Raw genomic sequence first — 26731 nt, forward strand, 5'->3', positions numbered from 1 at the left:
CGCTGCTCAGTGGCCGCCCGCGCCCGCTGCGTTCTTCGCGCCGCTCTTGGTGGGCTTGGTAATCCAGATGAGCGGAATGATCACGATAAAGGTCACCGCCGACAGCAAGAACACATCGTTCACGCCGAGCATTGCCGCCTGCGCGCTTAATTGCGCTTCGAAAAAGTTCTGCGCTTTGAAGACATTCGCGTGCAGCGTCGTCTGAATCCCGGCAAGCGCATGCACATAGGCCGGGCTATTCATACTGGTCTGCTCAGCGAGTTGTGCATGGTGCAGGATCGTCCGGTCGTTCCAGATGGTGCTCATAATCGAGGTGCCCGCAGCACCCGCGAAGACCCGCGCGAAGCTCGACAGGCCTGCGGCAGCCGGGATTTTCTCCGGCGGCAAGCCCGACAGAATGATGGCCGTGAGCGGCGTGAAGAACAGCGCCATCGGGATGCCCTGCAGCAACGTTGGCAGAACGAGCGTGTAGGGGTCGACGTCCGTCGTGTACCACGAGCGCATCAGGAACACGCCCGCAAAGCAGAGGAAGGCGAGTGTCGCCAGTATCCGCGTGTCCGATTTCGGCATGATCTTGCCCATTACCGGCGCAAGGAATATGGCGAGGATACCGAGCGGCGCAATGATCAACCCCGCATCGACGGCTGGGTAACCCAGGCTTTCCTGAATCCACGTAGGCAGGATCACGAGGTTGGAAAAGTAGAGCGCGTACCCGATCGATATCGCGATGGTGCCACCCAGGAAATTGCGTCCCTTGAACAGACGCAGGTCGACGATCGGCTTGGCCTCGGTCAGCTCCCAAATCACGAAGAACAGGAACGCGATCAGCACGACGATAGCGAGCGCCCAGATCACCGGCGAATTGAACCAGTCGAGATCCTTGCCCTTGTCGAGCATGATCTGCAGCGCACCCACCCAGACGATCAGCGAGAAAAGCCCCACCTTGTCGACCGGCAGCTTGCGCGACGGCGTTTCGCGCTTGCGGTAGAGCGCCCAGATCACTGCGGCGGCAAACAGGCCAACCGGCACGTTGACGTAGAAGATCCACGACCAGCTGTAGTTGTCGGTGATCCAGCCGCCGAGAGCGGGTCCAGCGACCGGCCCGACCGTTGCGGTCATCGCCCAAAGCGACAGCGCACTCGCGCTCTTATGCTTCGGAAATGAGCTGAGCAGGAGCGCTTGCGAGAGCGGTATCATCGGCCCCGCCACTGCGCCTTGTATGACGCGGGCCACGAGCAGAGAGGGCAAATTCGGTGCGAGGCCACACACGGCGGAAGCCACTACAAACAGCAAAATCGAAGCCACGAAAAGCCTGACCTGACCGACCCGCTGCGTGAGCCAGCCGGTCAGCGGGATCGCCACCGCATTGGCCGCGGCGAACAGCGTGATGACCCACGTGCCTTCATCCACGGACACTCCGAGGTCGCCGGACATTGTCGGGATCGCGACGTTGGCGATCGACGAGTCCAGCACGTTCATGAAGGTGGCGAGGGCCACAGCGAATGCGCCCAGTGCAAACTGCCAGCCAGTCAATGGCGCAGGAGCGCTCGCGGTATTTGGCGGGTTCATGTTGTGTCCTTCATGTGACTTCATTAAGTGGCTTGATGGTCGGTCTTGATTTAGCTGTCACCGAATATCTGATATGTCAGATATTCGGTGAAAAAAATGGCTCACTTGTCGTGCGCTGGTCGACGGTGTGTCATACCTGCGGTCTTGCCATTGACCCTTGACCAGGAGGCCCATATTGATGGTCCTTGTTGACGATGCTGTGCGCCTATGCCGACTGCGAAAGGCGTTTGTGTTCGTTGATGCATGATGGACCGAGTCCATGGTTTTGCCGTACGATATTCCCGATGAAAACGTTCGATGGAGTTGAACATGTTGTCGGAGGAAGAACTGGCACTGCTGAACGCGATTCGCGAAACGGGGAGCCTGTCGCGCGCGGCGGCTCAACTGGGCAAGGCGCCGTCGACCGTCTCGCATGCGGCGCGCCAGCTTGAAAGCCGCTTCGACGCATTGTTGTTTGATCGTCGGCGCTACCGGTTACAACTCACGCCGGCCGGGCTCTTGCTGGCGGACGAGGCGGGGCGGCTCATGCAGGACATGGCGCGCATGACGCAGCGGGTTCGGCAGATTGCCAATGGGTGGGAGGACCGTCTGTGGATCGTGACCGACGAAATCATCGAGTTCGATCTGGTGATGCCGGTAATCCGTACGTTTGATGCGTTGCAATCCGGCGTCAAGCTGCGTCTGACGAATGAAGTGCTGCGCGGCACGTGGGAGGCCCTGCGGGATGGCCGCGCCGACCTGATTGTAGGGGCTACCAATGAGCCCCCTGCGATACCGGGTCTGCGATGGTTTGAGCTGGGTGAGATGGAATGGGTATTTGCGGTTTCACCGCGCCATCCGCTGGCGGCGGTTAAAGGCCCGCTCAAGCGGGAAGACATTTCGGCTCATCGTGCTATCGTCGTTGCCGATTCGTCGAGAGTGACGTCCGGACGCGCCTACGGACTCGTTGGCGGCCAGATGTCGCTGGCTGTACCCAACATGCGGGCGAAGATCCTCGCACAGCGCGACGGCCTGGGCATAGGCTGGCTGCCGAAACGGCGGATTGCATCGCTGCTCAAGCGCGGCGATCTGATTGAGAAAAATACAGTCGATCCCCGTGAGCCCAACGTACTTTATGTTGCCTGGCATGGCGATCACGAAGGGCGCGCTCTGCAATGGTGGCTGGAACAACTGCATCAACCGCGTCTCGCGCGGCGACTGCTGCAAGGGCTTGATATGTTTGATTCCTGGAACGGCAAATGAGCGAGATCGACTTATCTAAACGTCCGGTCAAATCGTACTTCCACCCATGGGCCAGCATTTTACTGTCGCCGCATGCCCGCCTGAACGCCCTTGCATGGGCCACTGTGATGGCGGTCATTCTCATTGATTATGGTTGGATGCGACAGGCCGGATTCACTGTGTCCGCCGGATCGGTGACGCGCAGCGTAACAAAGCTGCTGGTGCCGACGTGCGTAATGCTGATCCTTCGCGGCATCGCATTCATGCCTCGCTACTCAAAGGGAGTCGTACGCCTTCGTATTCACAACGGATGCGTGATTCTTCATGCAGTGGTGCTAATGAGTTTGTTCGCACAGGCCGCGGTGATTCTGCAAAACCTTGGTGTATCGCTCGCTCGACCATTGATCGACCACGAACTGATCGCACTTGATGCAGCGCTTGGATTTCATTGGCCCGATCTGCTTGCATGGCAGATGCGGCACCACGTCTCCAGTGTCGTGCTAGCGACTATTTACTTGAGCTACGTCCCCCAAGTGGCGCTTACAATTGTTGCGCTTGTTATTGCGGGGCGCGCCGATGATCTCGCTGATTTTATGTTGTTGTTCATGGCAATCGCGATTGCCACGATCCTGATTTCTGCACCATTCCCAGCTTCAGATCCCTTGATCCATTTTGGCTTATTGGGCCCACATGAGGATACGCCTTGGTCGCAATTCTATGCATTGCGAGAGGGATCGATGAGCATTTTCGATCTGGATAAACGGCAAGGACTTATCTCAATGCCGTCGCTCCACGCCGCCCACGCGGTCCTGTTTGCCTATGCGGTGCGGCACATTCGCTGGCTTTTTCCTGTATCCATCGTGTGGAATGTCGCGATGGCCTATTCAGCGATTCCATTTGGTGCGCACTACTTAGTCGATATTATCGCGGGGGTGGTACTCGCTGCAGCATCGATCGCAATCGCACGCTATCTGAAGCGCCGAAGGGGTGTCGAGTTCCTTGAACCGTCGATTCAGCCAACTCAATAAGAATAAGCACCGACCACGTCTCTAACCTTTTCCAGCGCCTGTCGCAGGGCGGTCAAATCGACGGATCCGAGCGCCAGGCGAATCGCATGCGGTACATGTTCTGATGTGGCGAACGGTTCCGCGGTCGACACGGCGATGCCCTCGCGCATGAGCGCCATCGCAACACGGTCGGCTCGAACCTCTTCGGCCAACGGCAGCCAGACGAAGTAGGATGCCGGATGGCAAACGCGTGGCAGTCCGGCGAGAACGTCGGCCGCGATGGATTGACGAGTCATCGCATCCTGACGCTTTTCGATCTCCAGTCGAGTGACGGTGCCGTCCTCGATCCACCCGCAGGCAATCGCCGTCATCACGCCGGGAGTGTTCCAGGTGGTTGCCCTGACCGCTCGCTCGATCAAGGGCACCCATTGAGCGGGCGCGGCGACGAATCCGACGCGAAGTCCGGTGGCTACACTTTTGGAAAGCCCTGAGATGTACACGGTCGTCTCGGGCGCAAGCGTCGCCAGCGGGGCCGGTGCGTCTTCGGCAAGGAAAGCATAAGCCGCGTCCTCGATAATGAGCAGCCCGTGTTTGCGGGCAATCGACGCCAATTGTTGCCGCAGTTGCGCACCCATCACCCATCCCAGCGGGTTGTGCAGTGTCGGCATCACGTACACGGCACGCACCGGCCGATTCATGCATAAGCGCTCCAACGCGTTAAGGTCGAGACCTTCACCCGCCATGGGAATCGGGGCGAGTTCCAGGCGATTCGCTTCAGCAACCACCTTGAACCCTGGGTAGGTCAATGCGTCGACCGCGACCACGTCGCCGGGCTGCAGAAGTGCCATGACCGTTGCGGCCAACCCATGCTGCGCGCCGCTCACAATCAATACGTGATCGGCTTCGACCGTCAGCCCTCGACACGCGAGGTGACGCGCGACAGTCGCCCGCTCATGCTGGCGTCCAGCGTGCGGTTGGTACCGCAGCAAAGCGTCCAAATCGCCGGAAGACGCGAGTTGGCGCAGCGCATTTCTTAGCAGTTCGGTCTGGCCGGGGAGGGACGGATAGTTGAAGTTGAGGTCCACCAAACCGGTGGCTGTGGCGTGCTGATCGATGCCCAAGCGGGGAGGCAGCGAGGTTTCCCTGACGAATGTGCCGCGCCCGGTTTCCCCGCTGACCAAACCCATCGTCTCAAGCTCGGCATAGACGCGTGTCGCAGTGACCAGGGCCAGCCCTTCCTTGGCTGCCAGTTGGCGGTGGGTCGGCAAACGGGTGCCCGGCGGCAAGCGCCCGGCGCGGATGTCGCTAGCAAAAGCGTCGACTAGCAGCTTGTAGCGAGCACGGGCCATCGCGGATTGTATCCATGACAATAATTTGATTGTACTGATTTTCGTGCCTATGATACCCGAGATCCAAGCCCCTTTTTGCACAGGAAGACGACACCATGCACATTGCCATTCTCACCTTCGAAGGTTTCAACGAACTCGACTCGCTAATCGCGCTGGGTGTCCTCAATCGCGTCAAGAAGCCAGGCTGGCGCGTCTCGATCGCCAGCCCCACGGCGCGCGTACGCTCGATGAATGGTGTGGTTCTTGAATCCCACGTGTCGCTGCGCGAGGCCAGTGATGCCGATGCGGTCATTGTGGGCAGCGGCATAGGTACGCGCGAAGTGGTCGCCGATGCGGCGATGATGGCGCAGTTGCAGTTCGATCCGGCTAGGCAGCTACTCGCGGCGCAATGCTCCGGCACATTGGTGCTGGCCAAACTCGGTTTGCTCGATGGGGTGCCGGCATGTACGGATCTGACGACGAAACCGTGGGTCCAGGAAGCCGGCGTTGACGTCTTGAACCAGCCCTTTTTTGCCAGCGGCAATGTTGCTACCGCGGGGGGATGTCTCGCGTCGCACTACCTTGCTGCCTGGATCATCGGGCGCCTGGAGGGTATCGAAGAGGCGGTCAAGGCGATCCATTACGTCGCTCCGGTAGGGGAGAAAGACGATTATGTTTCGCGCGCAATGGGACACATTGCCCCGTTCCTGCAGGACAAGCCCGTCACCGTTTGACCCAGGAGCGGTGTTCAGTAACGCTCGCCCGAAATGTAATGTTCGAGCTGCTGGATCGTGAATTGCTGTTCGGCGATGATGTTCTTCACCAAGTCGCCGATCGAGACCATGCCGACCAGCCGTTCATGATCGATCACGGGCAGATGGCGCATCCGGCGCTCGGTCATCAGCGCCATGCATTCGTCGCTCGTCTGGTCGAGCCGCACGAAGCGCACCGCTCGACTCATGATGTCGCCCACCGGCGTGTCTTTCGACGAGCGGTCCATCAGCACCACTTTTCGCGCATAGTCGCGCTCCGTGATGATGCCGGCGATGTTATCGCCATCGGTGACGACCAGCGCACCGATATGCTTTTCCGCCATTAGTTTGATCGCTTCATACACGGAATCCGATACCGCGACCGTGTAGACACCTTCGTTGGGTTTGGATTTGAGGATTTGCGCGACGCTGGTCATAGTGCGGCTCCTAGGTTTGTCCTCGTGAGAGACAGACAATTCCAGTATAGGCCGCTCCTGCCCATTCGGCGACTGTCGGGCAAATACCTAGTGCGGTCCGACACTCAATCGCTTGAGGGGGTCGCGGTAGCTACCCACCGCCGAGAACCGAACCCTGCTTACGAACTCTTCAAATTCCGTGATAGGCAGCGGCCGGCAGAAATAGTGCCCTTGATAAGCGTGACATCCCGCGCTGGCCAGGAAGTCCCGCTGCGCTTCGGTTTCCACACCCTCGGCGATCACACCCAGTCCGAGGCTCTTGGCCAGCGCCACGATGGTCTTGGCAATAGCGGCATCGTTGGGGTCGATCAAGACGTCACGCACGAACGATTGGTCGATTTTCAACTGATCCAGAGGCAGACGCTTCAGATACGACAACGAGGAATATCCGATACCGAAATCGTCGAGTGCAAACACCACGCCCCGGGCCTTGAGCTCGCCCATTTTCTGGATGATGTCCTCCACGTTGTCCACCAACAGGCTCTCGGTCAGCTCCAGTTTCAGCCTATGCGGGTTGGCGCCGGTTCGAGCGATGATGGTCAACACCGTATCCACGAAGTCGACTTCGCGGAACTGCTGGGCGCTGACGTTGACCGCAAGGGTGAGGTCGGCCATTTCCGGCTGGCCTGCCCATACCGCCAACTGTGTACACGCGGTCTCGAGCACCCAGTGGCCGAGCGCCAGGATGATCCCGGTTTCTTCGGTTAGTGAAATGAAATCGGTCGGCGGCACGATGCCGCGCTCGGGATGGTGCCAACGCACCAGCGCTTCGGCACCGGTTATATGATCGCCGTCGCCGAGCACCTGTGCCTGGTAATGCAGCACGAACTGATTGCCCTCGATGGCTTTACGCAAATCCACCTCCATGGCGGCGCGTTCCACCACGACGGTCTGCATCGCGGGATCGAAGAAACATAGCGCATTGCGCCCGGTTTCTTTCGACTTATACATCGCCAGGTCGGCCTGCTTCAGCAGTTCGTCTATGGAGGTCTGGTGCCCCCGGAATACCGTGGCGCCAATACTCGCGGTGCTGCGGTATTCGGTATCGTCGAGTTGATAGGAGCAGCCGAGAACCGCGAGGATTTTTGCGCCCACGACTTCGGTCTCGCGCATCGCGCCTTGCCGGCTTTCGTTCAAGCCGCCCAGCACCACCACGAACTCGTCGCCACCCACGCGCGCGACCGTGTCGCCCTCACGTACGGCGGCGGCGAGACGTTGCGCCACTTGTTGCAACAGCAGGTCGCCTTTGTCGTGGCCCAGCGTATCGTTGAGCGTCTTGAAGCGATCGAGGTCGACGAACAGCAAGGCGCCACAAGACACGCTGCGGGCGCTGAGCGCTATGGCCTGTTTCAAGCGATCGAGCAGCAGGGTGCGATTGGGTAAGCGAGTCAGCGCATCGAAGAAGGCCAACTCCTTGATCCTTTCTTCCGCGATCTTGCGTTCGGTAATGTCGTGATGGGTGCCGACATAATGGCTGACCACACCATCGTCGCCCGTCACGGCTGAGATCGTGAGCCATTTCGGATAGATGTCGCCGTTCTTGCGGCGATCCCAGACCTCTCCCTGCCATCCGCCATCGCGTTGGATCGTGTCCCACATCTCGCGGAAAAACGCCGCATCATGGCGGCCCGACCCGAGTATGCGCGGGTTCTTGCCCACGACTTCCGCGGCCGTGTAGCCGGTACACTCGGTGAACGCCGAATTGACACGCAAGATCGTGCTGCTGGCGTCGGTCACCATCATGCCTTGCAGCGAGTCGAACGCGACCGCGGCGATGCGAAGCTCGGCCTCGACCTGTTTGCGGTCGGTGATGTCGCGTCCACTGGTGCGAAAGCCTGCCAAAACGCCCCTGGAATCACGGATGGGGACCCAGGAAACGGAAAGCCAGACCAGCGAGCCGTCTTTGCGTACGCAACGGAATTCCAGGTTATCGCCGCGCAAGCCCTGGAACCCCTTCAGGAATTCGGCGCTCACGCGGGGCAAATCTTCGACATAAATCAGCGTGCCGGCAAAATCGCTCATCGCCATGCACTCGTCCACGGTGTAGCCGGTGTATTCCTTGACGGATGGGTTGATCCAGCGTGGCTTGCCATCCGGTCCCCACCAGACTTCCCAGTTGACCGTGCAGTCGGCAATGGCGCGGAATTTCTCCTCGCTCTCGCGTAATTCGCGGGTCATCTTGGAGGCCAATCGCATGGCGCGGCCTCGGCCTGTCACCATCAACCAGGCGAGCAGCGCGAGTAGCAGGCTCAGGCCGGTGCCCGCGCAGGCGATCAACAGGCCGGCATTGCGGGCGAAGCGGGCTTTGAAGTCGTGCTGGGCGCTCATCGATAGCGTCCAGTCGTGTCCCGCGATGACCAGATACTCGTTGGCTGAAATGGCCGGGGGCATGTGCTGTCCGACGAGATCGGAGGAGCGATGCAGCAGTGTCGCGGCGGACGGTTCGACGCCGTCGTATATGGCCAAAGAAAGGCCAGGCGGCTGCTCGCCGTAAAGGCTGGCGATGACATCGTGCATGCGGAAAGAGGCATAGACCCAGCCGAGCAGGTGTGCTCGGCGCTCGGCGACGCTGTCCTGCCGCTGGCCTCGGGCGTAGATCGGCAAGTACATGATGAAGCCGGGCCGCGCATCCTTCTCGCTATCGACCGACAAGCGGACTTTGCCGGAAATCGCAGCCATGCCAGAATCGCGCGCCTTTTCCATGGCGAGCCGGCGTACCGGGTCGGCCCAGGCGTCAAAGCCTAGCGAGGCGCGATTGCGGCCGGTAAACGGTTCGCGCTGGACGATGGGCGCGTAGCCTTCGCGCATGCCCTGGGGCTGGACGGTGTAGTCCGTAAAACCGAGCCGGCGCATCGCGGTGACATGAGCATTCTCTTGCTTTGCCGGCACCCATTGGGTGATCCCGATGGCCTGGACGCCGGAAAAGTTGGCGTCGAGATTGAGCGTGCCGACGTAGTCGTGGAAGGTCTCGCGATCCAGCGTGCCGGTAGCGGCGAACAGCCCCTGCACGCCGCGCAGCATCAGTTCGTAGGTCGCCATGCGCTGTTCGACACGACTGACGGTGTCGCCCATCGAGAAGTTGAACTGCGAGAGCAGCTCATTGTGGGCGGCTTGCCGCTCGTGATCCCACACGATCCAGGTAACGCCAAGCGCGGCGGACAAGATCAGCAGGGGCAGCAGGATCAAGCGTGTCCAGGTCACGGTGGGGGCTGGAAATCGACCATCGAATCGGCGAGGTCGTGTTTGAAGTACTTTTCGAAAATGCGGCGCACGGTGCCATCGGCACGCATCTGGTCCACCAACGCGCGCCACTTGGCTTGCTCTGCGGGCGATAACGCCTTCTTCGACATGATCAGGCCGTGGGGCACCGCAGGGTCGTTGAACTCGATAATGGTGGTGACGCTGCGGATGTTCTTTTCATCCAGGGCCGGGTAGTCGAACGGCTCCATGATCATGCCTTGGATGCGCCGCAGGATCAGTGCCTGATACAAGGGATCCAGGGCGCCAGCTTGCGTGACGCGATTTTCAGACGCCAGCTTGTCGACCAGCCGATTGGCCGAGTCGCTGTAGCGGAAGCTGCGGATCACACCGAGCTGAAAACTGTCGGTGTGCTCGAAATCGCTCAACTTGCGGATACCGGCATCGTTACGTACCAGTAAGTAGTATTTATTGCTGAAGTACCAGGCGAACGAGGCGTACTGGTTGCGTTCGGTGTTCGCGATGCCGGACAGGCTGAAATCGAGCGCACCGGACTCGATCAGTTGCCAGATGCGGGCGCGCGACATGACGCTGACGCCGATCTGGCAGCCGCTGCGGCGGGTCAGCTCTTCGGCGAAATCCTTGTCGATCCCTGTGTCGGTATCGGCGGAGTAGAGCAGCCCGTGATCGTGCAGCGCCAGCGTGAAAGGACGTGAGCAATCCGGACCGGTGCCGGCCGCAACCGCGCAGCCAACGCAGCACATCGCGAGCAGCAAGCCTAGAAGACAATGTCGGATCACGAATTAGCCACGGTGGTCGAAGTGGCTAAAGTATAGAGATTTTTTAACCCGTTGCCTATTTCAGGATACCCGTACCGGGCGACTACGAGCCCAGTGATTGAGCGCGGCACATGCGACCAGCAGCGAACCGGTGACGAAGAACACGGAGTGCAAACCGATATGTACACCGATCTGTGCGCCGATCAGTGGCCCCACGACCTGTCCGGAAAACTGTGCGGACTGCAGATAGCCGAGCATCTTTCCCGAATTGCGGTCATCGACCGAGTGCCGAACCAGCTTCGCGATCGAAGGCAACAAGCCGGCTATCGTCATTCCCATCAACCCGCGCAAGGCCGCCAATTGCCACCAATGCGTGACGAACGCCTGCGGCACCATCACGAGCCCGGTCGCCACCAAGCAACCGATGATCACGTTCCAGCTGCCGATGCGGTCTGCCAGAGCGCCGAGCCGTGCCGCAGTCAGGATGCTGCCGAACGCGGAACACGCCATCACGATGCCGGCTGTGCGTGCGAGCTTGTCCGTCGGCACGTTGAGATGGGCGATATAGACGGTGATGATAGGCTCGATCGACATGTTGGCGAGCAGCACCATCATCGCGGTCAGAAGCAGTGCAGCGGTGACGATGCGATTCGTCGGATTCGTTGCTGCAGATGCGCCGACGTTTTTCCGTTTTGCGTCGGACTCGGGATGGAAGTCTTCACGCACCAGCACGATGGTCAGGAGTGCTGCCGCCGCGATCATTGCGCCGCCCGCGAAAAACGTGCCGCGGATGCCGATCCAGGTCGGCAGGAAACCGCCGATCAACGGTCCGATCAGATTGCCGGCGAGCGCGCCGGTAGAGAGGATGCCGAGCGCCCATCCCGCACGTTCGCGCGGTGCCTGCGTGCCTATCATCACGATGGCAGCCGACGCATAGCCGCCGATCAAGCCGGCCATCAAGCGCAACACCACGAGTTCGACCACGCTGTGCGCGAGGCCTATCATCGACATTACAATCGCCATGCCGATCGCCGCGCGTACCAGCATGGGCTTGCGGCCATACCGGTCGGCAAGCCGCCCCCAGATCGGCGCGGTCACCGCGGTACCGAGAAAAGTCGCACCGAACGCGACGCCTGACCATTGCACCACCGCCGCTGGCGATGTGACGCCCAACTGCTGCACATACAGCGGCAGGAACGGCAACAACATGCTCAGGCTGACGAGCGTGGTGAACGAGCCGATCACGCAGATGACCAGGTTGCGTCGCCAGTAAGGCGTGTTGCGCTCCGCGTAACTGCTTCGGTCTACGCTTGCCTGGGTGGCGGTGATCGTGTTGGCGGACGGGTTCATAGGTTTACTCGGGTTTGGGCTTGGGTGTCGAAACGCGCTTGTCAGAGTACGGCTGCTGAAGTGTGGCTACATATGTGCGGCGGTCTAAGTGTGGCCGCCTGAGCGCGAGTATCAGAAGCCGACGTTGCGGCCGCCGTCGACGTGCATGATTTCGCCAGTCACGAAGCTCGCGGACTCCAGATAGAGAACCGCTTCGGCAATGTCCTCGACTTCGCCTATACGGCCGACCGGATGCAATTTTGCGAGTGCCTCGTGTTTGTGCGCCGGATGCAGCGGCGTACGGACGACGCCTGGTGCCACCGCGTTGAACCTGACGCCGCGCGACGCATACTCGATTGCGAGGGAACGGGTTACCGCATTCAAGCCACCCTTGGTCATCGCGGCGAGCGCGGCGGGCAGGGCGGACGTCGGCTGGTCGACGAGGGCCGCGGTGATATTGACCACGTGGCCGCAATGCTGCTTGACCATCTCGGCCACCGTGAGTTGGGTGAGGTGAAAAAAGCCGGCGAGATTGGTGCCGAGCATCGCGGCGTAATCAGTTTCGGAATATTCCGTAAATGGCTTCGCGACGAAGATACCCGCGTTGTTCACAAGGCTATCGATGCGGCCAAAGCGCTCCAGCGCGGCGTCGATCACGCGTTGAGCGGTTTGCGGCTGCGAAATGTCGCCGGCTACCGCCAGCACGTCAGGATCGCTGTGCGGTTTGATCGAGCGGGAATTCGCGACGACGCGGTAGTGACGATTGCGGTACGCGTTGACGAGCGCTGCGCCTATGCCTTGCGACGCGCCGGTGATGATGACCACCTTTTGTTCAATACCCATTGCTTGCTCCGAAGTTTGGGGTACAGCCCCCAGTGGGCTGTAGCGATCCGTATTTGATGGAGCCAGTGTAGGTACTATCGCGGCGCGAGGGAATCGCCGACGTGCGGTAGGCATTCTTCCGCGTGGCGGTTTAATCGGTGTCGGTGATCTGCTTCATTTCCTTGAAGCGCGCGCGCAGGAGCGGCACCGCGAAATCGACGAACGCGCGCACCTTGGGCACGGCGAGCCGGCCATGTGGCGTGAGCAGATGAGCCGGCAACGGTGGGTGCTCGTGATCGGTCAGCAGGATGCGCAACGAACCGTTTTTTACCTGCTCGGCAATGTGATACGAAAAGAGTCTCGTCACGCCGTGCCCTTCGACCGCGGAGGCCACCGCGCCCGCGACGCTATTGATGATGAATCTCGGTGCGAACTGCACCGCTTGAGCCACGGCGGAGTTGTTCGCCGGTGGGAAGCTCCATGAATCGACACCGAAATGCGTCATCGAGATGATCTGATGCAGGGCGAGATCGGCGGGTTCGGCAATGGCCGGATGTTTGGCGAGGTAGCGGGGCGCGGCGGCCACCACGCGCCGCACCTCGCCCAGCGGAAAAGCGACCAGTGTCGAATCGGCCAGATGCGCGATGCGCATGGCCACGTCTATCCCTTCCTCGATCAGGTTGACTGGGCGATCGAGCAGATGCAAACGCACGGTCACGGCCGGATATTTGGCGATGAACTTGTCGAGGATGGGCCGCAAGAAATCCTGCCCGGCTGCGACCGGCGCCGTCAGCGTCAGCATGCCGCGCGGCGCGGAGCGCTCGCCGGCCACGAGTAGGTCGGCCTCTTCGAGATCGGTCAGGATGCGACGGCACGACACGGCGTAGCGTTCGCCGGCTTCGCTGAGCTTGATCGCGCGCGTCGTGCGATGCAACAGCGCCGTGCCGACGTGGGCTTCGAGAAACGCAATGGCCCGGCTGACCGCCGCCGGCGAACGACCGAGCCGGCGGCCGGCGGCAGCCAGGCTGCCTTCGTCGAGCGCGGCAACAAATACCTTCATTGCGTCGATTCGATCCATTCTTTTCTGCCGCAGGGAGAGTCGATGAAGTGAGGGGCGATATCTAATGCATGCGCGACTGCATGCGCTGCTATCGCTATGCGAGCATAGTCGTGCAAGATTCTGAGACGTCGGCTCAATGATAACTGCATCGCGATAATATGCAGACAACATTCCCTCTATGCATTCGGAATATTTCCGCATTCCCTCTACAATCCTAACTACGTCCCACGCCTCTTTTCATCTCGAAAAAATGCTTATCGCGTCTGCATTTTCGAGATAAATGGACGGCGTGGCTCGCGACCCTCTAGTACAGGATTTCACCATGACAGAACCGTTATATGACTATGCCGATGACTTCGACCGTGCCTCCAAAATTCCGATCCATGGTCCTCTGCAAATGCGCACAACCCCCGCCGGCGCACTAGAGGTTCTCTGCTATCAACAGTACGGACGCGAAGTCGTACCGACCGTATTGCAGTTCGTTTCCGATGCCGCTGGCCAACTCGTTCACGACTTATACGAAGGCGTTCGACGAGGCGACATCCACCTTGAAATATTGACGCCCGGAAACGGAATCCAGTAGTCATCCGAATGGCTACAAAAAAAGGCAGCGCGTCCCAGATTGCGACGCGCTGCCCTGTACTGAACTGAACTGCGAACTGAACGCCTACCTACACTCGCTCAAACCTTCTCCATCAACGCGTCCTCGCGCCTCGCCGCCTCGATAAAAAGATGCGGGGCCATCGGCCGCCCGAACAGATAGCCTTGCAGCGAGTCGCAACCCAGATCGGTCAGGAACGCATGCTGAGCGGAGGTTTCCACGCCTTCGGCCACCACCTTGAGTTTCAAGGTGTGCCCCAGCGCCACGATAGCCGAGACAATAGCGGCATCTTCCGCATTGTTCGCCAGATCGCGCACGAAGCCACGGTCGATTTTCAATTCGCTGGCCGACAGCCGCTTCAGGTAGAGCAAGCTCGAGTAACCGGTCCCGAAATCGTCGATGGAAATTTTCACTCCCAGCGCATGAAGTTGCTGCAGGGTATCGAGACTGGCCTCGACGTCGAACATCGCGGTCGATTCGGTTATCTCCAACGTCAAGTATTCGGGAGCCAACCTATGGCGCGCCAGGATAGAGCGCACCATGACGATCAACGCCGGATGCGCAAACTGCAGCGCCGACAGGTTGACGGCGATGGTCCAATGTGGATTGCCCGCATCGTGCCACGCGCACATCTGGCGGCAGGCTTCGTCCAGCACCCATTCACCGATCTGCACAATCAAGCCGCTCTTTTCGGCGGCCGGGATGAACTGATCGGGCATGACCATCCCGCGTGTGGGGTGTTGCCACCGCAATAAGGCTTCGGCGCCGATCAACCTGCCGCTGGGCCCGTCGAACTTGGGTTGATAAAACACGAGCAATTCTTGCCGCGCCAACGCCGAGCGCAGGTCTCTAAGCAACTGGTGCCGCTCCTGCACGTTGACGTTCATCGAGTCTTCGAAAAAGCAGTAGCCGTGGCGCCCCATCGCCTTGGCGTGGTACATCGCGGCATCGGCGTTCCTGAGGAGATCCTCCTGCAACGGACCATTGCCGGGGTACATGGCGATGCCCACGCTGGTTGAGACGCGCAGTTCCTGGCCGCCGAGTTCGAAGACTTCTTCGATGGCGGCGGTGATCTTGTCGGCAATCGTGGCGGCGTCGCTCGGGTCACCCACGCTGGCCAGCAATACGAACTCGTCGCCGCCAACCCGGGCAATCGTGTCCTGGTTGCGCACGCAAGCGCGGATGCGGCGCGCCACCTCGATCAGCAAGTCGTCGCCCAGATGGTGGCCGAACGCATCGTTCACGGCCTTGAAACCGTCGAGATCCATGAACATGACAGCGAAGCGGCTTTGGTCGCGATCGGCGGTGCGGATCGCCTGGTCGAGGCGGTCTTCGAGCAGCACGCGATTGGGCAGCTTGGTCAGGCTGTCGTGCAGTGCCAGATGCAGCAACTCCTTGTTGGCTTCAGCCAGCGAGCTGGCCAGAATCTTGGTGCGCGATTCCATCCGCATGTCGAGCACCGAGATGAGCAAGGTGATCGCCAGCACGGCCAGCGTGACGATGATGACCAGAAACGGCAGCAGGCCGTTTTGTCCGCCTTCACGGGCCGCGCCGCATATGCTGCCCAGCGGAAATTCGGCGGCAGCCATGCCGGTGTAATGCATGCCGCAGATGGCCAGGCCCATCACCAGCGCCGCGCCGAGGCGGAATAGCCGCACGTGCGATGCGTTGCGGCGCAGGTTGAATGCAGCCCAGAGCGCAGCGCCCGACGCGGTAACGGCGATCACGATCGACAGGGTGAAGAGGCCGGGGGTGTACTCGATCGCGGGCGTCATGCGCATGGCGGCCATACCGGTGTAATGCATGGCCGCAACGCCTGCGCCCATCAGCGCTGCACCCGCGCACAGTCTCAGCCACGGTAGCGTGGCCTGACATACCAGCCATAACGCAAAGGCCGAGGAAGCGATCGCGATCAGCAGCGAGAACAGGGTAAGCGGGAGATCGTAGCCCAGTGGAATCGGCAAATTGAAGGCCAGCATGCCGATGAAATGCATGGACCAGATGCCGATGCCCATTGCGCAAGCGCCGCCGGCGAGCCACCAATGGGTCGCGTGCCCCTGCGCGGTGGAGATGCGCCCGGCCAGGTCCAGCGCCGTATAAGACGCGAGTATGGCCACCAACAGCGAGAATAAGACGAGCAGTGGGTTGTAACTGCTGACGAGCATCAGTGTTTCCTTGCATGGGGCGCTCCACGCACAGCGGCCTTGCTTGTCAGTCAACAAGCAAGGCCGGCTCGGCGGGGCTGAAAAGAGGGAGCATGCTTGCGTTATCGGCAAGACCCTACACAACTTAAGGCGCCACGCATAGTTTTCTTTATGTGAGGTGTTGCTTGAATCCCCATTTCGTGGCGGACTCGATCATGGCGTGCTACAGCGCCCGGTCGAAGCGGCTGGCCCAACGCGCGCCGAGCCCAAGCAGCGCGCCGCTGATCAGTATTGTTACCGCTCCCATTGCCATGCCGTCGCCTATCGACCCCTGTTCGAACTGCTGCCAGATATAAATCGACACGGTTTGCACACCGCTGGGCGCAAGCAGCAGCGAGGTCACCAATTCACGCGAGGCGATCGCGAACACGATCAACATCGAAGACACCAATGCGGGCGCCACCATCGGCATCACGATGCGCACCAGCACGCGGCCCGCGCTTGCGCCGTGCACGCGTGCGGCCGCTTCCAGCCCCGAGCCGATCTGGCGCAGTGCCGCGCTCGTGTAGCGAATCGGGTAGGGCAGCAGCAGGCAACTATAGGAGAGCAACAAAATGCCCCACGTGTTGTAGGGCGTGACGGGCCAGAACGGCTGATTCCACGCAAGGATCAAGCCGACCCCCACGACGATGCCGGGCAGTGCGTGCGGCAGCAGCGTGAGCGCGTCGAGCACGGTGCGTCCACGCAAGCGAGTCTTGACCACGTACCATGCGCTCAAGAAACCGAGCACGCCGGTGAGCAATGCCGTACCGGCGGCCAGTGCCAGGCTGGTGCCCAGCGCACTCGCGCCTTCGCTGCCCGATGAAAGCGCTTTGAAGTGAGCCAAGGTCATATTGCCCACCGAGAAGCCATCGGACAGCGTTCGCGAGAACGCCGTAGCGACGATCGCAAACAGCGGCGCGAGCGTCGCGGCAAAAGCCACGCAAGCGAATGTCGCGAGAACCGGCCAACGCCAGCCGCCGAGTTCGCGCGGTGTCGTAGCGCTCGGCTTGCCGGTTTGTGTTTCGAAGTTGCGACCGGCGAGCACCTTGCGTTGCAAAACGAAGGCAGCAAGCGCGAGCAGTGACAGCAGTAGCGAAAGCACCGAGGCGCCGGGCAGGTCGATCGGCCAATCGGAGAAGCGTTCTTCGATCGACGTCACCATCAGGTTCACGCCGGCGCGCGAGCCCAGCGCCGCGGGAATACCAAACTCTTCGATCGACATCGTGAAGGCAAGCAACAGGCTGGCCGCGATGGACGGCAGGATCAGCGGCAAGCTCACGCGCACGAAACTGCGCCAAGGTCCCGCACCGAACACGCGCGCGACATCGCCCAAACGTGAGCCGGTTGCCGCCAACGCGCGCGAGACGGCGAAATAGACCACGGGAAATACGTTGAGCGTCATGGCCAAGACCACGCCCTGGAACGAGAACAGGAAGTGCCCAAGGTTGACGCCGCAGAATTGTTCGAGATATCCATGCGGTTGCAGCAAGAGCATCCAGCCCAGCGCAGCAAGGTAAGGCGGAATCAGGAACGGTGCGAGGAACAGCAGATCCCACATGCGCGCACAAGGCAGCTTGAATAGCCCGCGTATGGCGCCCAACGGTATCCCTATCAGTGAGCAAGCCAATGCGACGGTCGCACCGAAGCGCACGGTATTGCCCAGCAACGGCAGCGTATCGGAGCGCGCCAGCGTTTGCCCGAAGGCCCCGAACGGATGCGCAAACGAGCCGTGAGCCAGGTCCGGAAACACGGCTTGCAGCACGACGAAGCCGATCGGCAACGCGACCAGTAGGCACAATACGGCCAATATGGCCAACCCAGCCAGCGTCGGCGAGAGCCGCACCGCCGGGTTCGATCTGCTCGCTGCTGCCGACGCGCTGACACGCGCAGCCACGTTAGCCATCAATGCTCGCCGAACAGCGTGTTGAAGCGCGCGAGCACCTCGGCACGCGAACGCGTGTTCGAGCCGTTATCTTGAGGCAGGAGCTTGAGGTCCTTCAGTTGCGCGCGATCGGTGCGGATATCGTCCCGAGCGGGGATCAGCCACGCATCGGCCACCATCTGCTGGCCTTCCTGCGATAACGTGTAGTCGATGAACGCGCGTGCGTCAGCCTGGGCATGCGAGGTCTTGAGGATCATCATCGGCCGCGGTGCGATCACCGTACCGCTCGATGGAAAAATCACCTTGATCGACTCGCCGTTTGCGGCGGCACCATAGGCGACATAATCCACTGCGCCGAACACGGCCGATTTCGCGCCTTGCAGCACTGGGTTGATCGCCTGGGCGTTCGGCCCCAGCACCACCATCCCGTTCTGATGCAAATCGCCGAAAAGCGTCCACGCCTGTTCTCCGAGCCGCTCCTGCAGGCCGAGTAAAAGGTCGAGCGAGGCGCCCGAAAGCGCCGGGTTCGGCGTGGTCACCTGATTGCGATACGCGGGTGCGGCCAGATCGCGCCAGTCTTTCGGCTCGGGTTTGCCGGTGCGCGTGTTCCACACGATGCCCAGTGCGGAGATACCTTGCGCAACGTAGGACGGCCCCTTGAACATGGCGGGCACATGGGTTGCATTGGGGCTTTCGTAATCGAGTAGCCAGCCGCGTTTTTCCAGATCCTGCGCGGTATCCCAGGACGCGGAAATCAATACGTCCGCGTGCGGGTTGCTGGCTTCGGCGTCCAGACGCGCCATCACCTTGCCGGTCGTCGCCTGGAACAGGTCGACCTTGATGCCGGTTTTACGCTCGAAACCGAGCGCGAGTTTCTTGCTCAGATTACCCGGGCCGGCGGTGTAAACGGTAAGTGCATTTGCCTGGGGAGTGCCCAGACCAAGTATCAACGACATGGCAAAAGTAGAGATTATTCTTGAACTAAACATTGTAGCGATTCCCTTATCGATGGGTGGTTTTCTCGACGCGCCCATGCGCGAGCACCACGATTCGATGAGCCAGCGCTTCCGCTTCTTTTTGATCGTGCGTAACGTACACCGCAGTCGTGCCGAGCTGTTCGAGCAGCGTGCCAAGCTCGTCGCACAGACTCTCGCGCAAATTGCTGTCGAGGTTGGAGAGCGGCTCGTCGAACAACAGTACGCGTGGCTCGGCGACGATGGCGCGTGCCAGCGCGACGCGCTGTTGTTGGCCACCCGATAGTGCGGACGGACGTAGATCGCCCATGCCTTCGAGGCCGACGCGTGCGAGTGCCGTGGCCACGCGCTGCTTGCGCTCGGCGCGCGCGACGCCGCCCATTTCGAGCGGGAACGACACATTGCCGGCGACCGTCATATGTGGCCACAGCGCGTAGTCTTGAAACACCATGCCTAGCCCGCGACGCTCGGGCGGCAGGCAGGTTTGCGCATCGGCCATCGTCTGTGTGCCGAACGCGATGCGCCCAGCATCGGGCCGCAGCAACCCGGCCAGCAGCTTGAGCAGCGTGCTCTTGCCACAGCCGGACGGACCGAGCAGCGCCAACGTGGTGCCGCCCGGCACATCGAGGTCGATGCCGTCGAGTACCGGCTGCGCGCCGAATACTTGTCGCAGCCCGCGTACTTCGATCGCAACACCTGCCTCGGTTGTTTGCCGCATCTTAGAACCTGTGACGTATGCCGGCCTGCGTGCCGAACTGGTTCTGCCCAGCCACCACGTTGGTACCGAAGCCGTTCAGACCGAGATTCGATCCGCCGCGGTTGAGCACGTAGCCCACGTTGATATAGACATCGGTGCGTTTGGACAGGAAGTAATCGGCGTCAACCTGGAACGACCACGGATCGCGAGACGTTCCGTAGAAATTCTGATACATCGCCGTGCTGGAAAATTGCATGGCGGGTGTCATATGGTACGTCGCGCCCACCCAGTAGAGGCTGGTCGCTTCGACTGCGCCGGTCGATAGCGTGCTCAAGTGCATGGCCTTCGAGTTCAGGTAGCGATAGCCGCCAAACAGATCCACCGTCGAGAGTTGATACTTCACGCCCGCGCCGATGCGGCGGTCCATATTGCCCTGGTAGCCGCCGGCCTTGACCGTATCTGCCGCCGTCGGGCTGGTGCTGCCGCCGTTCTTTTGGTCGTAGACCAAGGCTGCGCTGAAATGGTTGCCGGTGTACATCACGCCGGCTTCGATCACGCGTGCGAGCTGCGTGTCGCCGGCAGGTTGGGCGCCGTACGTGATGTCGTCAAAGCCGAGACTGTATTGGGCGAGGGCCGTGAAGCCGGCGAAATTCTTCTCGTAGCGCACCGTATTGTCGAGCCGATCCGAGAACGCGGGATCCTGCATCTTGATGGCGTAGACCGCGTTGTCCAATGGGTTGAATTTGCTTACCCAGTCGAGGAACACACCGCCCTGGCGCCCGAACGATATCGCACCGTAGGTGTTGTTCGACAAGCCGACGTAGGCGAGCCGGCCGAATTCGCGGCCGCCTTGCAGCAGCGCGCCGGAGTCGATGTTGAAACCGCTTTCGAGCCGGAAGAACGTCTTGGTGCCGCCGCCCAGGTCTTCCGCGCCGGTGAAGCCCCAACGAGAGCCGGACATATTGCCGGACGTCGCGCGGGTGATGCTCTGCGATTGGCCGTTGGTGCCGGTAGCGGTGTGAGTCAGGAATTCGACTCCGCTATCGAGGATGCCATACAAGGTGACATAGGAGGATGAAGCGGAAGGCTCGGCGTAACTAACGTTCGGCAAGCTGGCTAAACCAGCCAGGCAGCAGCCGACCGCCGCGATGCGGTAAGAATGTTTCACGAATTGTGTCCTCTTTGGGATTAATTTGAATCGCAAATGTAAGCTAACTTCAAGTCAGCAAAATGACAGGAAAGGACGTGTTGTATTTGTTGTGACGGGGTGGGCGACGACGACGGGGGAGTGCGATGCGCGGATCGAGTGGGGTAATTGAGGGAGACTAAGTTAGTGGGGCGAGCGGGGATGTGTGGCGGTGAGAGGGGCAGCGCGGTGGGGGATGTTGGGGCTTTATGGTCTGTTATTCGGCATCGCTAATCAGCCGCTGATCGCTTAGGCGGATTCGCCAGGGTGAGCAGATCTTGGGGTGTCTTGAAGATCGCGTCGGGCTGTAACGGGAGCATCGCACGTAGGTCGGTGTATCCCCACGCGACCGCGCCGAACGGAATACCTATCTTCCGAGCCGCGTCGGCGTCTCGTATCTCGTCGCCGATGTAGATGGCGTTCGCTTTCTCCATCTGGGTTGCCTGCAGAACGCGCCGCAGGCGACGTGCTTTGCCAAACAGCGTGGCGCCACACTCGAGCGCTGCGAAGCGGCTGATCATTGCGTGACCTAGCACCGCTTCAACATTGTTGAGGGAGTTTGACGTCGCCACGGCCAGCGTGATTTTCTGATCTGCGAGGGTTTGAAGCACGTCAACTATGCCGTCGAACGGGCGGATTTCGTCGATGCGTTGTCGCATGATGTCCCTGAAGTCGGCGAGCACTTTCGGCACACGCCATAAGGGCAACTGAAGCTCTCGAAGTATTTCGTTGGCGCTCGATCCGCGCAGTTTGTCGACGTCGGTTTGCAGAGGCATCCTGAAATTGTGACGCTCCGCCAGATCGCCGAGCGTATCGACGAACAAGGGAAACGTGTTCGCGAGCGTGCCGTCGAAATCGAAGATTGCGAGTTTCATGAATTTCATGTTCATCGTTAAGCTAGCCAATACCATCGGCGAGTTTGCCCGGTTTCGGACCGCGAAAGTCATTTTACTTTGACGCGGGTTAAGATCGCCTCAATAGGCTTGCCCAGTTCAGCGATGTCTTTCTAGTCATCAATTTACGCAAGGTCAATAAGCGGGAGACAACAAGATATGTCGAGCAACCCCAAAATCATCGTGCCATCGGACGCAGAAGAAGCCGAGATCAATCGTGGCATTGCCGCTGATCCGGATACGTTTGTTCCAAGCGATGAGCAATTCGCACAGATGATGTGGCACGGTGGCCGGCCGAACGGTGGCCATAGTCTATTTACCGATCCAACCGCGTCGGATCATGAATCGCCTCCACCAGCAAATCCAAAAACGCTTTAACCGCAGTCGGCAGAGTGCGCCCAGCCATGGTTTGTACTTGCAGCGTGCGCTGATGCAACTCCGGGTTACTGATAGGCACGGCAGTAAGCCGGTCCGGCTTGAGCCGGCTGCGCACCGTGAGATAGCCGCTCAGGGTGACCGCGTCGGTCTGTTGCACAAAGCTATACAACGCCGCGTGGTAATTGCTGACGAACACCGGATCGAAAAGTATCCCTTCCAGGCTGCAGCAAATATCGAACAACTGCCTGAGCGTCACCCCCGGGCCCGACATCGCTAGCGGGTAGGGCAACAGGTCGGCCAGCGACACCGTCTTGCGCGTGGCCAAAGGATGATCGCGGTTGACCAACGCGAAAATCGGCGCGCGCTGAGCGTAATGCACGTTGATGTCTTTCTCCGGCGACAGGCTGAAGCACACCGCGATATCCGCGCTGCCGTCGCGCACACGCTGCGTAGCTTCCGTCGGTGCCATGACGTCCATCTGGAAGTGCGCGCCCGGATAGGTTTCGCGAAAACGCACGAACACCTGCGGCAGGAAATCGCGAGCGACACCCTCTGAGCTGGCCACCCGCAAGGTCGCTCGGCCGCCCGTGGTCAAGCCGCGGATTTCCTCCGTGACGCGCTCGGTCTCCAGCAAGCTGCGGCGAGCGTGCGCCGCCAGCAGCCGCCCAGCTTCGCTCAACACCATGCCGCGCGGACGCCGCTCGAACAGCGGCGTTCCAATCTCATCCTCGAGCTTCGCGATCTGCCGGCTAAGCGCCGACACAGCGACAAACAGCCGCTCCGATGCCTTGCTCAGCGAGCCGGTGCGGGCCACTTCGAGGAAATAACGTAGTGCATTGGTTTGCATGGGTGCGCCTGAGTTTTGTCGCTGAGCTTCGCTGCTGAGCTTTACCACCGACCTTTGCCGTTTCGGCAACGATAATTGGAAAATATTGTAATTGTCTATAAGTTTTGTCGGCCGCAAGATCGTGCCATGACCTTTTAGGGCCCATGGACGGCGCTTGCCCGTGCGCCGGTGGGCCCATATCCAGGAGAACAATATGACGCGCGATACCGCGATAGCCACCGCAACCGCCGGATACGATACCGGCGTTTTTCTCGAAGACCTGCGCCGCCGCGTCGCGTTTCGCACTGAAAGCCAGGAGCCGGACAGAGGGCAGCTACTGCGCGCGTATCTGGAAACGGAAATGATGCCGGTGCTGGCCGAACTGGGCTTCACCTCACGCGTGCTCGACAATCCGGCGCCCGGGTCCGGCCCTTTCCTGGTCGCGCATCGCCATGAAGGCGATGACCTGCCGACCGTGCTGACCTACGGCCATGGCGACGTGGTGCGCGGCTACGATGCGCAGTGGCGTGCCGGCCTGTCGCCGTGGGATGTCACGGTCGAGGGCGATCACTGGTATGGACGCGGCACGGCCGACAACAAAGGCCAGCACAGCATCAACCTGGCCGCGCTGAAGGCCGTCATCGATGCGCGTGGCGGACGGCTGGGCTTCAATCTCAAGCTGCTGTTCGAGACCGGTGAGGAAATGGGTTCACCCGGCTTGCATCAGTTTTGCGCGAACTTGCGCGATGAGCTGGCGGCGGACCTGCTGATTGCATCGGATGGTCCGCGCCTGGGCGCGGCGCACCCTACGCTTTTCCTCGGCTCACGCGGCCTGGTGAACTTCAAGCTCAGCCTGCAATTGCGCGACGGCGGTCACCATTCGGGCAACTGGGGCGGTTTGTTGCGCAACCCCGGGGTCGTGCTGGCCAATGCCATCGCATCGATGGTCGATAGCCGCGGCCGCATCCTGGTTGAAGGCCTGAGGCCGCAGGCGATTCCGGCGTCGGTGCGTCGCGCGCTGGCGGGCATCACCGTGGGCGGCAACCCGGGTGAGCCCGAGGTCGATAGCGACTACGGCGAGCCGGGCCTCACGCCCACCGAGCGCGTGTTCGGCTGGAATAACATGGAAGTGCTGGCCTTCAAGACCGGCAATCCCGAGAAGCCGGTCAACGCGATTCCGCCTTACGCATTCGCCTGCATGCAGATCCGCTTCGTGGTTGGCACCGATTGGGAAAACCTCGAACAGATCGTACGCCGCCATCTGGATGCACACGGTTTCGAATTGGTGCAGATCGAGGTCGAGCGCGGCATGCCGGCCACGCGTGTCGATCCGGACAACGCCTGGGTGCAGTGGGCGCTGGCTTCACTGCAACGCACGACCGGGCGCGCACCCACCTTGCTGCCGAATCTGGGTGGCACCTTGCCCAACGACGTGTTCGCGGAAATTCTCGGCATGCCCACGCTGTGGGTGCCGCATTCGTATCCCGGCTGCTCGCAACATGCGCCCGACGAGCATCTGCTCGGCTCGGTTGCGCGAGAGGGGCTGCAGATCATGGCAGGTTTGTTCTGGGATCTGGGCGATGCGGTCTCAAGCGGCCTCGCGCAGAAGGCGCGCGGACAGTACAAGCCCGCAAGCGTTTCAGCCTGACCGAGCGTCGTGCGCTTGTTCGTTCGTTCGCTGGTTTGTTGATTTGTCCGTCCACTCGGTCTTCGATGGCGTGCACCCCGACGCAGTAAAACAACCGTGTAGCACCACTAGAGGAATGCCCCATGAGTACTGATTCGGCCCAGGACACGGCACTCGCCGCAGCGCCTCATCAAAAAACCAGTGTGTTCCGTTTGATCCTGGCGACCTCGATAGGCAATGCGCTCGAATTCTACGACCTCATTGTTTACGGTTATTTTGCGACGACCCTGTCCAAGTTGTTTTTCCCGACGCACGACAAGACGATGTCGCTGCTGCTCACGTTGGGCACGTTCGCGCTGTCGTATCTGGCGCGGCCGGTGGGTGCATTGGTGCTGGGCTCATATAGCGATCGCTGCGGTCGCAAGGCCTCGCTCACGTTGTCGATCACGATGATGACGATAGGCACCGGGATGGTAGCGCTGATGCCCACGTATGCGGCCATCGGCATGCTGGCGCCGATCGGCATTTTTGCCTCGCGTTTGCTGCAGGGGTTTTCGGCCGGCGGCGAATTCGGCAGTTCGACGGCTTTCCTGATCGAACATGCACCCAAACGCAGCGGTTTCATGTCGAGCTGGCAGTTCTCCAGCCAGGGGGCGAGCGTTTTGCTGGCATCGGCCTTCGGTGCGGTGTTGACCAGCACGCTCAGCCCGGGCGATCTCGAAAGCTGGGGCTGGCGCATTCCATTCCTGTTCGGCATGTTGATCGGCCCGATCGGGTTGTATATACGCCGCCATGTCGACGAGACGCCGGAGTTCGAACGCATCAAGGCCGAGCCCGCGCAAGCTTCGGTTTCGCCAATACGCGAAGTGCTCACCACGCAGAAAGAGCGCCTGCTGATCTCGATCGGCTCGCTGGTGCTGACCACCACCGCCAACTACATGCTGCTCTACATGCCGACGTACGCGTCGCGGCAACTCGGGCTGGCGCAGTCCTACGGCTTCATGGCGACATTGCTCGCGGGCTTCATCGTGATGGTGCTCACGCCGATAGTGGGCCACTGGTCCGACAAGGTGGGCCGCACGCGCATCATGCTGGGCGCCGGGGTGTTGTTTTTCGTGACCGTCTATCCTGCGTTCATGTTGATGAACGCGCATCCTTCACTGCTGACGCTGATGGCCGCAGTGGGTTGGGTGGCGATCTTGAAGGCCATCTATTACGCGCCGATTCCCGCTCTGATGTCGGATATGTTCCCCACACGTACGCGCACGACCGGCATGGCTGTCGGGTATAACCTCGGGACCACGATTTTCGGCGGCTTCACGCCGCTCGCCGTCGCCTCGCTGATCGCTGCCACCGGCAACAATCTGGCGCCGGGCTTTTACCTGATGATCGCGGCGATCATCAGCCTGTTCACGCTCGTGTGGGCACGAGCTCGCTTGAACGTACACTAAAGCGCATATGCAATTGCATCAACAAGGAAACCTATGCAACCGATAGATTTGAAGTCCGCAGTGCAATTTTCGATCGGTCATGAATCGCTTTGGGATCGCGAAGTCGATGGCAACTGGGGTGTGCATCCCAACGACCCGCCACCCTGGAACCGGTTGCTCGGCCCCGTGCATGATCGCGGCCCGGTGTCGGGCGTCATCACGCTGGACGGTCAGCAGCTCGCGTCCTGGGGCGAACCCGATCGTGCCGACCTGACATTCAGCATCGCCAAGACGTATCTGGCCTTGCTCGCGGGCGTGGCTCACGATCGCGGGTTGTTGCCCGATGTCGACGAACCCGTGCATGTGCGTGTGCCCGGTATCGGCTTCGACAGCGAACACAATGCGAGCGTAACTTGGGCGCAACTGCTGCAGCAGACTAGCGAATGGCAAGGCGAATATTTCGGACTGTCCGATCAGGCCGACCACTTTCGCGCCGTGACGTTTGGAAAG

Annotated in this window: 21 protein-coding genes and 1 pseudogene; 7 read left to right on the forward strand and 15 right to left on the reverse strand. The window is 60.7% G+C overall.

Annotated features, from left to right (window positions below):
• Window positions 1-6: 6 nt before the first annotated feature.
• Entirely contained in the window at window positions 7-1569 is a 1563-nt protein-coding gene (locus GSQ77_RS13010; RefSeq protein WP_158902644.1) for a DHA2 family efflux MFS transporter permease subunit, read from the reverse strand.
• Window positions 1570-1878: 309 nt separating this feature from the next.
• Between GSQ77_RS13010 and GSQ77_RS13015 the strand changes: the two genes are divergently transcribed.
• A complete protein-coding gene (locus GSQ77_RS13015) occupies window positions 1879-2811 on the forward strand; it encodes a LysR family transcriptional regulator (RefSeq protein ID WP_158903023.1) in 933 nt (310 codons plus the stop codon).
• A complete protein-coding gene (locus GSQ77_RS13020) occupies window positions 2808-3818 on the forward strand; it encodes a phosphatase PAP2 family protein (RefSeq protein WP_158902647.1) in 1011 nt (336 codons plus the stop codon). The genes GSQ77_RS13015 and GSQ77_RS13020 overlap by 4 nt, the downstream gene beginning before the upstream one ends.
• Here the strand turns inward: GSQ77_RS13020 and GSQ77_RS13025 are convergent.
• Complete coding sequence (locus GSQ77_RS13025) at window positions 3812-5146, reverse strand: PLP-dependent aminotransferase family protein (RefSeq protein WP_158902650.1); 1335 nt, start codon at window positions 5144-5146, stop codon at window positions 3812-3814. The two genes, GSQ77_RS13020 and GSQ77_RS13025, sit on opposite strands and share 7 nt — an antisense overlap.
• Before the next feature lie 95 nt (window positions 5147-5241).
• On the opposite strand from GSQ77_RS13025, the gene GSQ77_RS13030 reads away from it, so the two are divergent.
• Entirely contained in the window at window positions 5242-5859 is a 618-nt protein-coding gene (locus tag GSQ77_RS13030; RefSeq protein WP_158902652.1) for a DJ-1/PfpI family protein, read from the forward strand.
• Between the two features lie 14 nt (window positions 5860-5873).
• Here GSQ77_RS13030 and GSQ77_RS13035 read toward each other — a convergent pair whose 3' ends face one another.
• From GSQ77_RS13035 to GSQ77_RS13060, 6 genes are all read right to left on the reverse strand, one after another.
• A complete protein-coding gene (locus tag GSQ77_RS13035) occupies window positions 5874-6314 on the reverse strand; it encodes a CBS domain-containing protein (RefSeq protein ID WP_158902655.1) in 441 nt (146 codons plus the stop codon).
• Window positions 6315-6401: 87 nt separating this feature from the next.
• Window positions 6402-9554, reverse strand: coding sequence for an EAL domain-containing protein (locus GSQ77_RS13040; protein ID WP_158902658.1), 3153 nt, complete (start codon window positions 9552-9554; stop codon window positions 6402-6404).
• The gene (locus GSQ77_RS13045) at window positions 9551-10351 is read right to left on the reverse strand and encodes an ABC transporter substrate-binding protein (protein WP_158902660.1); all 801 of its coding nucleotides are present in this window, start codon (window positions 10349-10351) and stop codon (window positions 9551-9553) included. The genes GSQ77_RS13040 and GSQ77_RS13045 overlap by 4 nt, the downstream gene beginning before the upstream one ends.
• Before the next feature lie 60 nt (window positions 10352-10411).
• Window positions 10412-11680 (reverse strand): MFS transporter, encoded by a 1269-nt coding sequence (locus GSQ77_RS13050; RefSeq protein ID WP_158902662.1) that lies wholly within the window; start codon window positions 11678-11680, stop codon window positions 10412-10414.
• A 111-nt stretch (window positions 11681-11791) separates the two neighbouring features.
• Window positions 11792-12502 (reverse strand): SDR family NAD(P)-dependent oxidoreductase, encoded by a 711-nt coding sequence (locus tag GSQ77_RS13055; protein WP_158902665.1) that lies wholly within the window; start codon window positions 12500-12502, stop codon window positions 11792-11794.
• Window positions 12503-12632: 130 nt separating this feature from the next.
• Complete coding sequence (locus GSQ77_RS13060; protein WP_158902667.1) at window positions 12633-13559, reverse strand: LysR family transcriptional regulator; 927 nt, start codon at window positions 13557-13559, stop codon at window positions 12633-12635.
• A 304-nt stretch (window positions 13560-13863) separates the two neighbouring features.
• Between GSQ77_RS13060 and GSQ77_RS13065 the strand changes: the two genes are divergently transcribed.
• Window positions 13864-14124, forward strand: coding sequence for a hypothetical protein (locus tag GSQ77_RS13065; RefSeq protein WP_158902670.1), 261 nt, complete (start codon window positions 13864-13866; stop codon window positions 14122-14124).
• A 98-nt stretch (window positions 14125-14222) separates the two neighbouring features.
• Here the strand turns inward: GSQ77_RS13065 and GSQ77_RS13070 are convergent, their stop codons facing one another.
• The 7 genes from GSQ77_RS13070 to GSQ77_RS13100 form a co-directional block, all read right to left on the reverse strand.
• On the reverse strand, window positions 14223-16307 hold the full coding sequence (locus GSQ77_RS13070; protein ID WP_158902673.1) for a bifunctional diguanylate cyclase/phosphodiesterase: 2085 nt from the start codon (window positions 16305-16307) through the stop codon (window positions 14223-14225).
• A 202-nt stretch (window positions 16308-16509) separates the two neighbouring features.
• Complete coding sequence (locus tag GSQ77_RS13075) at window positions 16510-18231, reverse strand: iron ABC transporter permease (RefSeq protein ID WP_158902675.1); 1722 nt, start codon at window positions 18229-18231, stop codon at window positions 16510-16512.
• Window positions 18231-19166 carry an ABC transporter substrate-binding protein gene (locus GSQ77_RS13080; RefSeq protein WP_158902678.1) on the reverse strand — a complete coding sequence of 312 codons (936 nt, stop codon included), beginning with the start codon at window positions 19164-19166 and terminating at the stop codon, window positions 18231-18233. Before GSQ77_RS13080 ends, GSQ77_RS13075 begins: the two co-directional genes overlap by 1 nt.
• Before the next feature lie 46 nt (window positions 19167-19212).
• A complete protein-coding gene (locus GSQ77_RS13085; protein WP_158902681.1) occupies window positions 19213-19902 on the reverse strand; it encodes an ABC transporter ATP-binding protein in 690 nt (229 codons plus the stop codon).
• A 1-nt stretch (window position 19903) separates the two neighbouring features.
• Window positions 19904-21049 (reverse strand): porin, encoded by a 1146-nt coding sequence (locus GSQ77_RS13090; RefSeq protein ID WP_158902682.1) that lies wholly within the window; start codon window positions 21047-21049, stop codon window positions 19904-19906.
• A gap of 248 nt (window positions 21050-21297) precedes the next feature.
• On the reverse strand, window positions 21298-21942 hold the full coding sequence (locus GSQ77_RS13095; RefSeq protein WP_158902684.1) for an HAD hydrolase-like protein: 645 nt from the start codon (window positions 21940-21942) through the stop codon (window positions 21298-21300).
• 334 nt (window positions 21943-22276) lie between these two features.
• Window positions 22277-23185 carry a LysR family transcriptional regulator gene (locus tag GSQ77_RS13100; RefSeq protein ID WP_158902686.1) on the reverse strand — a complete coding sequence of 303 codons (909 nt, stop codon included), beginning with the start codon at window positions 23183-23185 and terminating at the stop codon, window positions 22277-22279.
• 193 nt (window positions 23186-23378) lie between these two features.
• On the opposite strand from GSQ77_RS13100, the gene GSQ77_RS13105 reads away from it, so the two are divergent.
• The 3 genes and pseudogenes from GSQ77_RS13105 to GSQ77_RS13115 form a co-directional block, all read left to right on the forward strand.
• Complete coding sequence (locus tag GSQ77_RS13105) at window positions 23379-24812, forward strand: M20 family metallopeptidase (protein ID WP_158902687.1); 1434 nt, start codon at window positions 23379-23381, stop codon at window positions 24810-24812.
• A gap of 122 nt (window positions 24813-24934) precedes the next feature.
• The gene (locus tag GSQ77_RS13110) at window positions 24935-26242 is read left to right on the forward strand and encodes an MFS transporter (RefSeq protein WP_158902689.1); all 1308 of its coding nucleotides are present in this window, start codon (window positions 24935-24937) and stop codon (window positions 26240-26242) included.
• Window positions 26243-26275: 33 nt separating this feature from the next.
• A pseudogene (locus GSQ77_RS13115) lies at window positions 26276-26731 on the forward strand (serine hydrolase); the annotation flags it as partial.

It is taken from the genome of Burkholderia sp. L27(2015), assembly GCF_009765705.1.
Taxonomy (GTDB): Bacteria; Pseudomonadota; Gammaproteobacteria; order Burkholderiales; family Burkholderiaceae; genus LMUX01.

Bases quoted from the DNA above. Each gene is read 5' to 3' on its own strand.
- GSQ77_RS13015 (WP_158903023.1), top strand. From the start codon at position 1,879: ATGTTGTCGGAGGAAGAACTGGCACTGCTGAACGCGATTCGCGAAACG.
- GSQ77_RS13095 (WP_158902684.1), bottom strand. From the start codon at position 21,942: ATGAAACTCGCAATCTTCGATTTCGACGGCACGCTCGCGAACACGTTT.
- GSQ77_RS13075 (WP_158902675.1), bottom strand. From the start codon at position 18,231: ATGGCTAACGTGGCTGCGCGTGTCAGCGCGTCGGCAGCAGCGAGCAGA.
- GSQ77_RS13010 (WP_158902644.1), bottom strand. From the start codon at position 1,569: ATGAACCCGCCAAATACCGCGAGCGCTCCTGCGCCATTGACTGGCTGG.
- GSQ77_RS13070 (WP_158902673.1), bottom strand. From the start codon at position 16,307: ATGCTCGTCAGCAGTTACAACCCACTGCTCGTCTTATTCTCGCTGTTG.
- GSQ77_RS13035 (WP_158902655.1), bottom strand. From the start codon at position 6,314: ATGACCAGCGTCGCGCAAATCCTCAAATCCAAACCCAACGAAGGTGTC.
- GSQ77_RS13060 (WP_158902667.1), bottom strand. From the start codon at position 13,559: ATGGATCGAATCGACGCAATGAAGGTATTTGTTGCCGCGCTCGACGAA.
- GSQ77_RS13100 (WP_158902686.1), bottom strand. From the start codon at position 23,185: ATGCAAACCAATGCACTACGTTATTTCCTCGAAGTGGCCCGCACCGGC.
- GSQ77_RS13065 (WP_158902670.1), top strand. From the start codon at position 13,864: ATGACAGAACCGTTATATGACTATGCCGATGACTTCGACCGTGCCTCC.
- GSQ77_RS13080 (WP_158902678.1), bottom strand. From the start codon at position 19,166: ATGTCGTTGATACTTGGTCTGGGCACTCCCCAGGCAAATGCACTTACC.
- GSQ77_RS13085 (WP_158902681.1), bottom strand. From the start codon at position 19,902: ATGCGGCAAACAACCGAGGCAGGTGTTGCGATCGAAGTACGCGGGCTG.
- GSQ77_RS13110 (WP_158902689.1), top strand. From the start codon at position 24,935: ATGAGTACTGATTCGGCCCAGGACACGGCACTCGCCGCAGCGCCTCAT.
- GSQ77_RS13055 (WP_158902665.1), bottom strand. From the start codon at position 12,502: ATGGGTATTGAACAAAAGGTGGTCATCATCACCGGCGCGTCGCAAGGC.
- GSQ77_RS13020 (WP_158902647.1), top strand. From the start codon at position 2,808: ATGAGCGAGATCGACTTATCTAAACGTCCGGTCAAATCGTACTTCCAC.
- GSQ77_RS13030 (WP_158902652.1), top strand. From the start codon at position 5,242: ATGCACATTGCCATTCTCACCTTCGAAGGTTTCAACGAACTCGACTCG.
- GSQ77_RS13025 (WP_158902650.1), bottom strand. From the start codon at position 5,146: ATGGCCCGTGCTCGCTACAAGCTGCTAGTCGACGCTTTTGCTAGCGAC.
- GSQ77_RS13050 (WP_158902662.1), bottom strand. From the start codon at position 11,680: ATGAACCCGTCCGCCAACACGATCACCGCCACCCAGGCAAGCGTAGAC.
- GSQ77_RS13105 (WP_158902687.1), top strand. From the start codon at position 23,379: ATGACGCGCGATACCGCGATAGCCACCGCAACCGCCGGATACGATACC.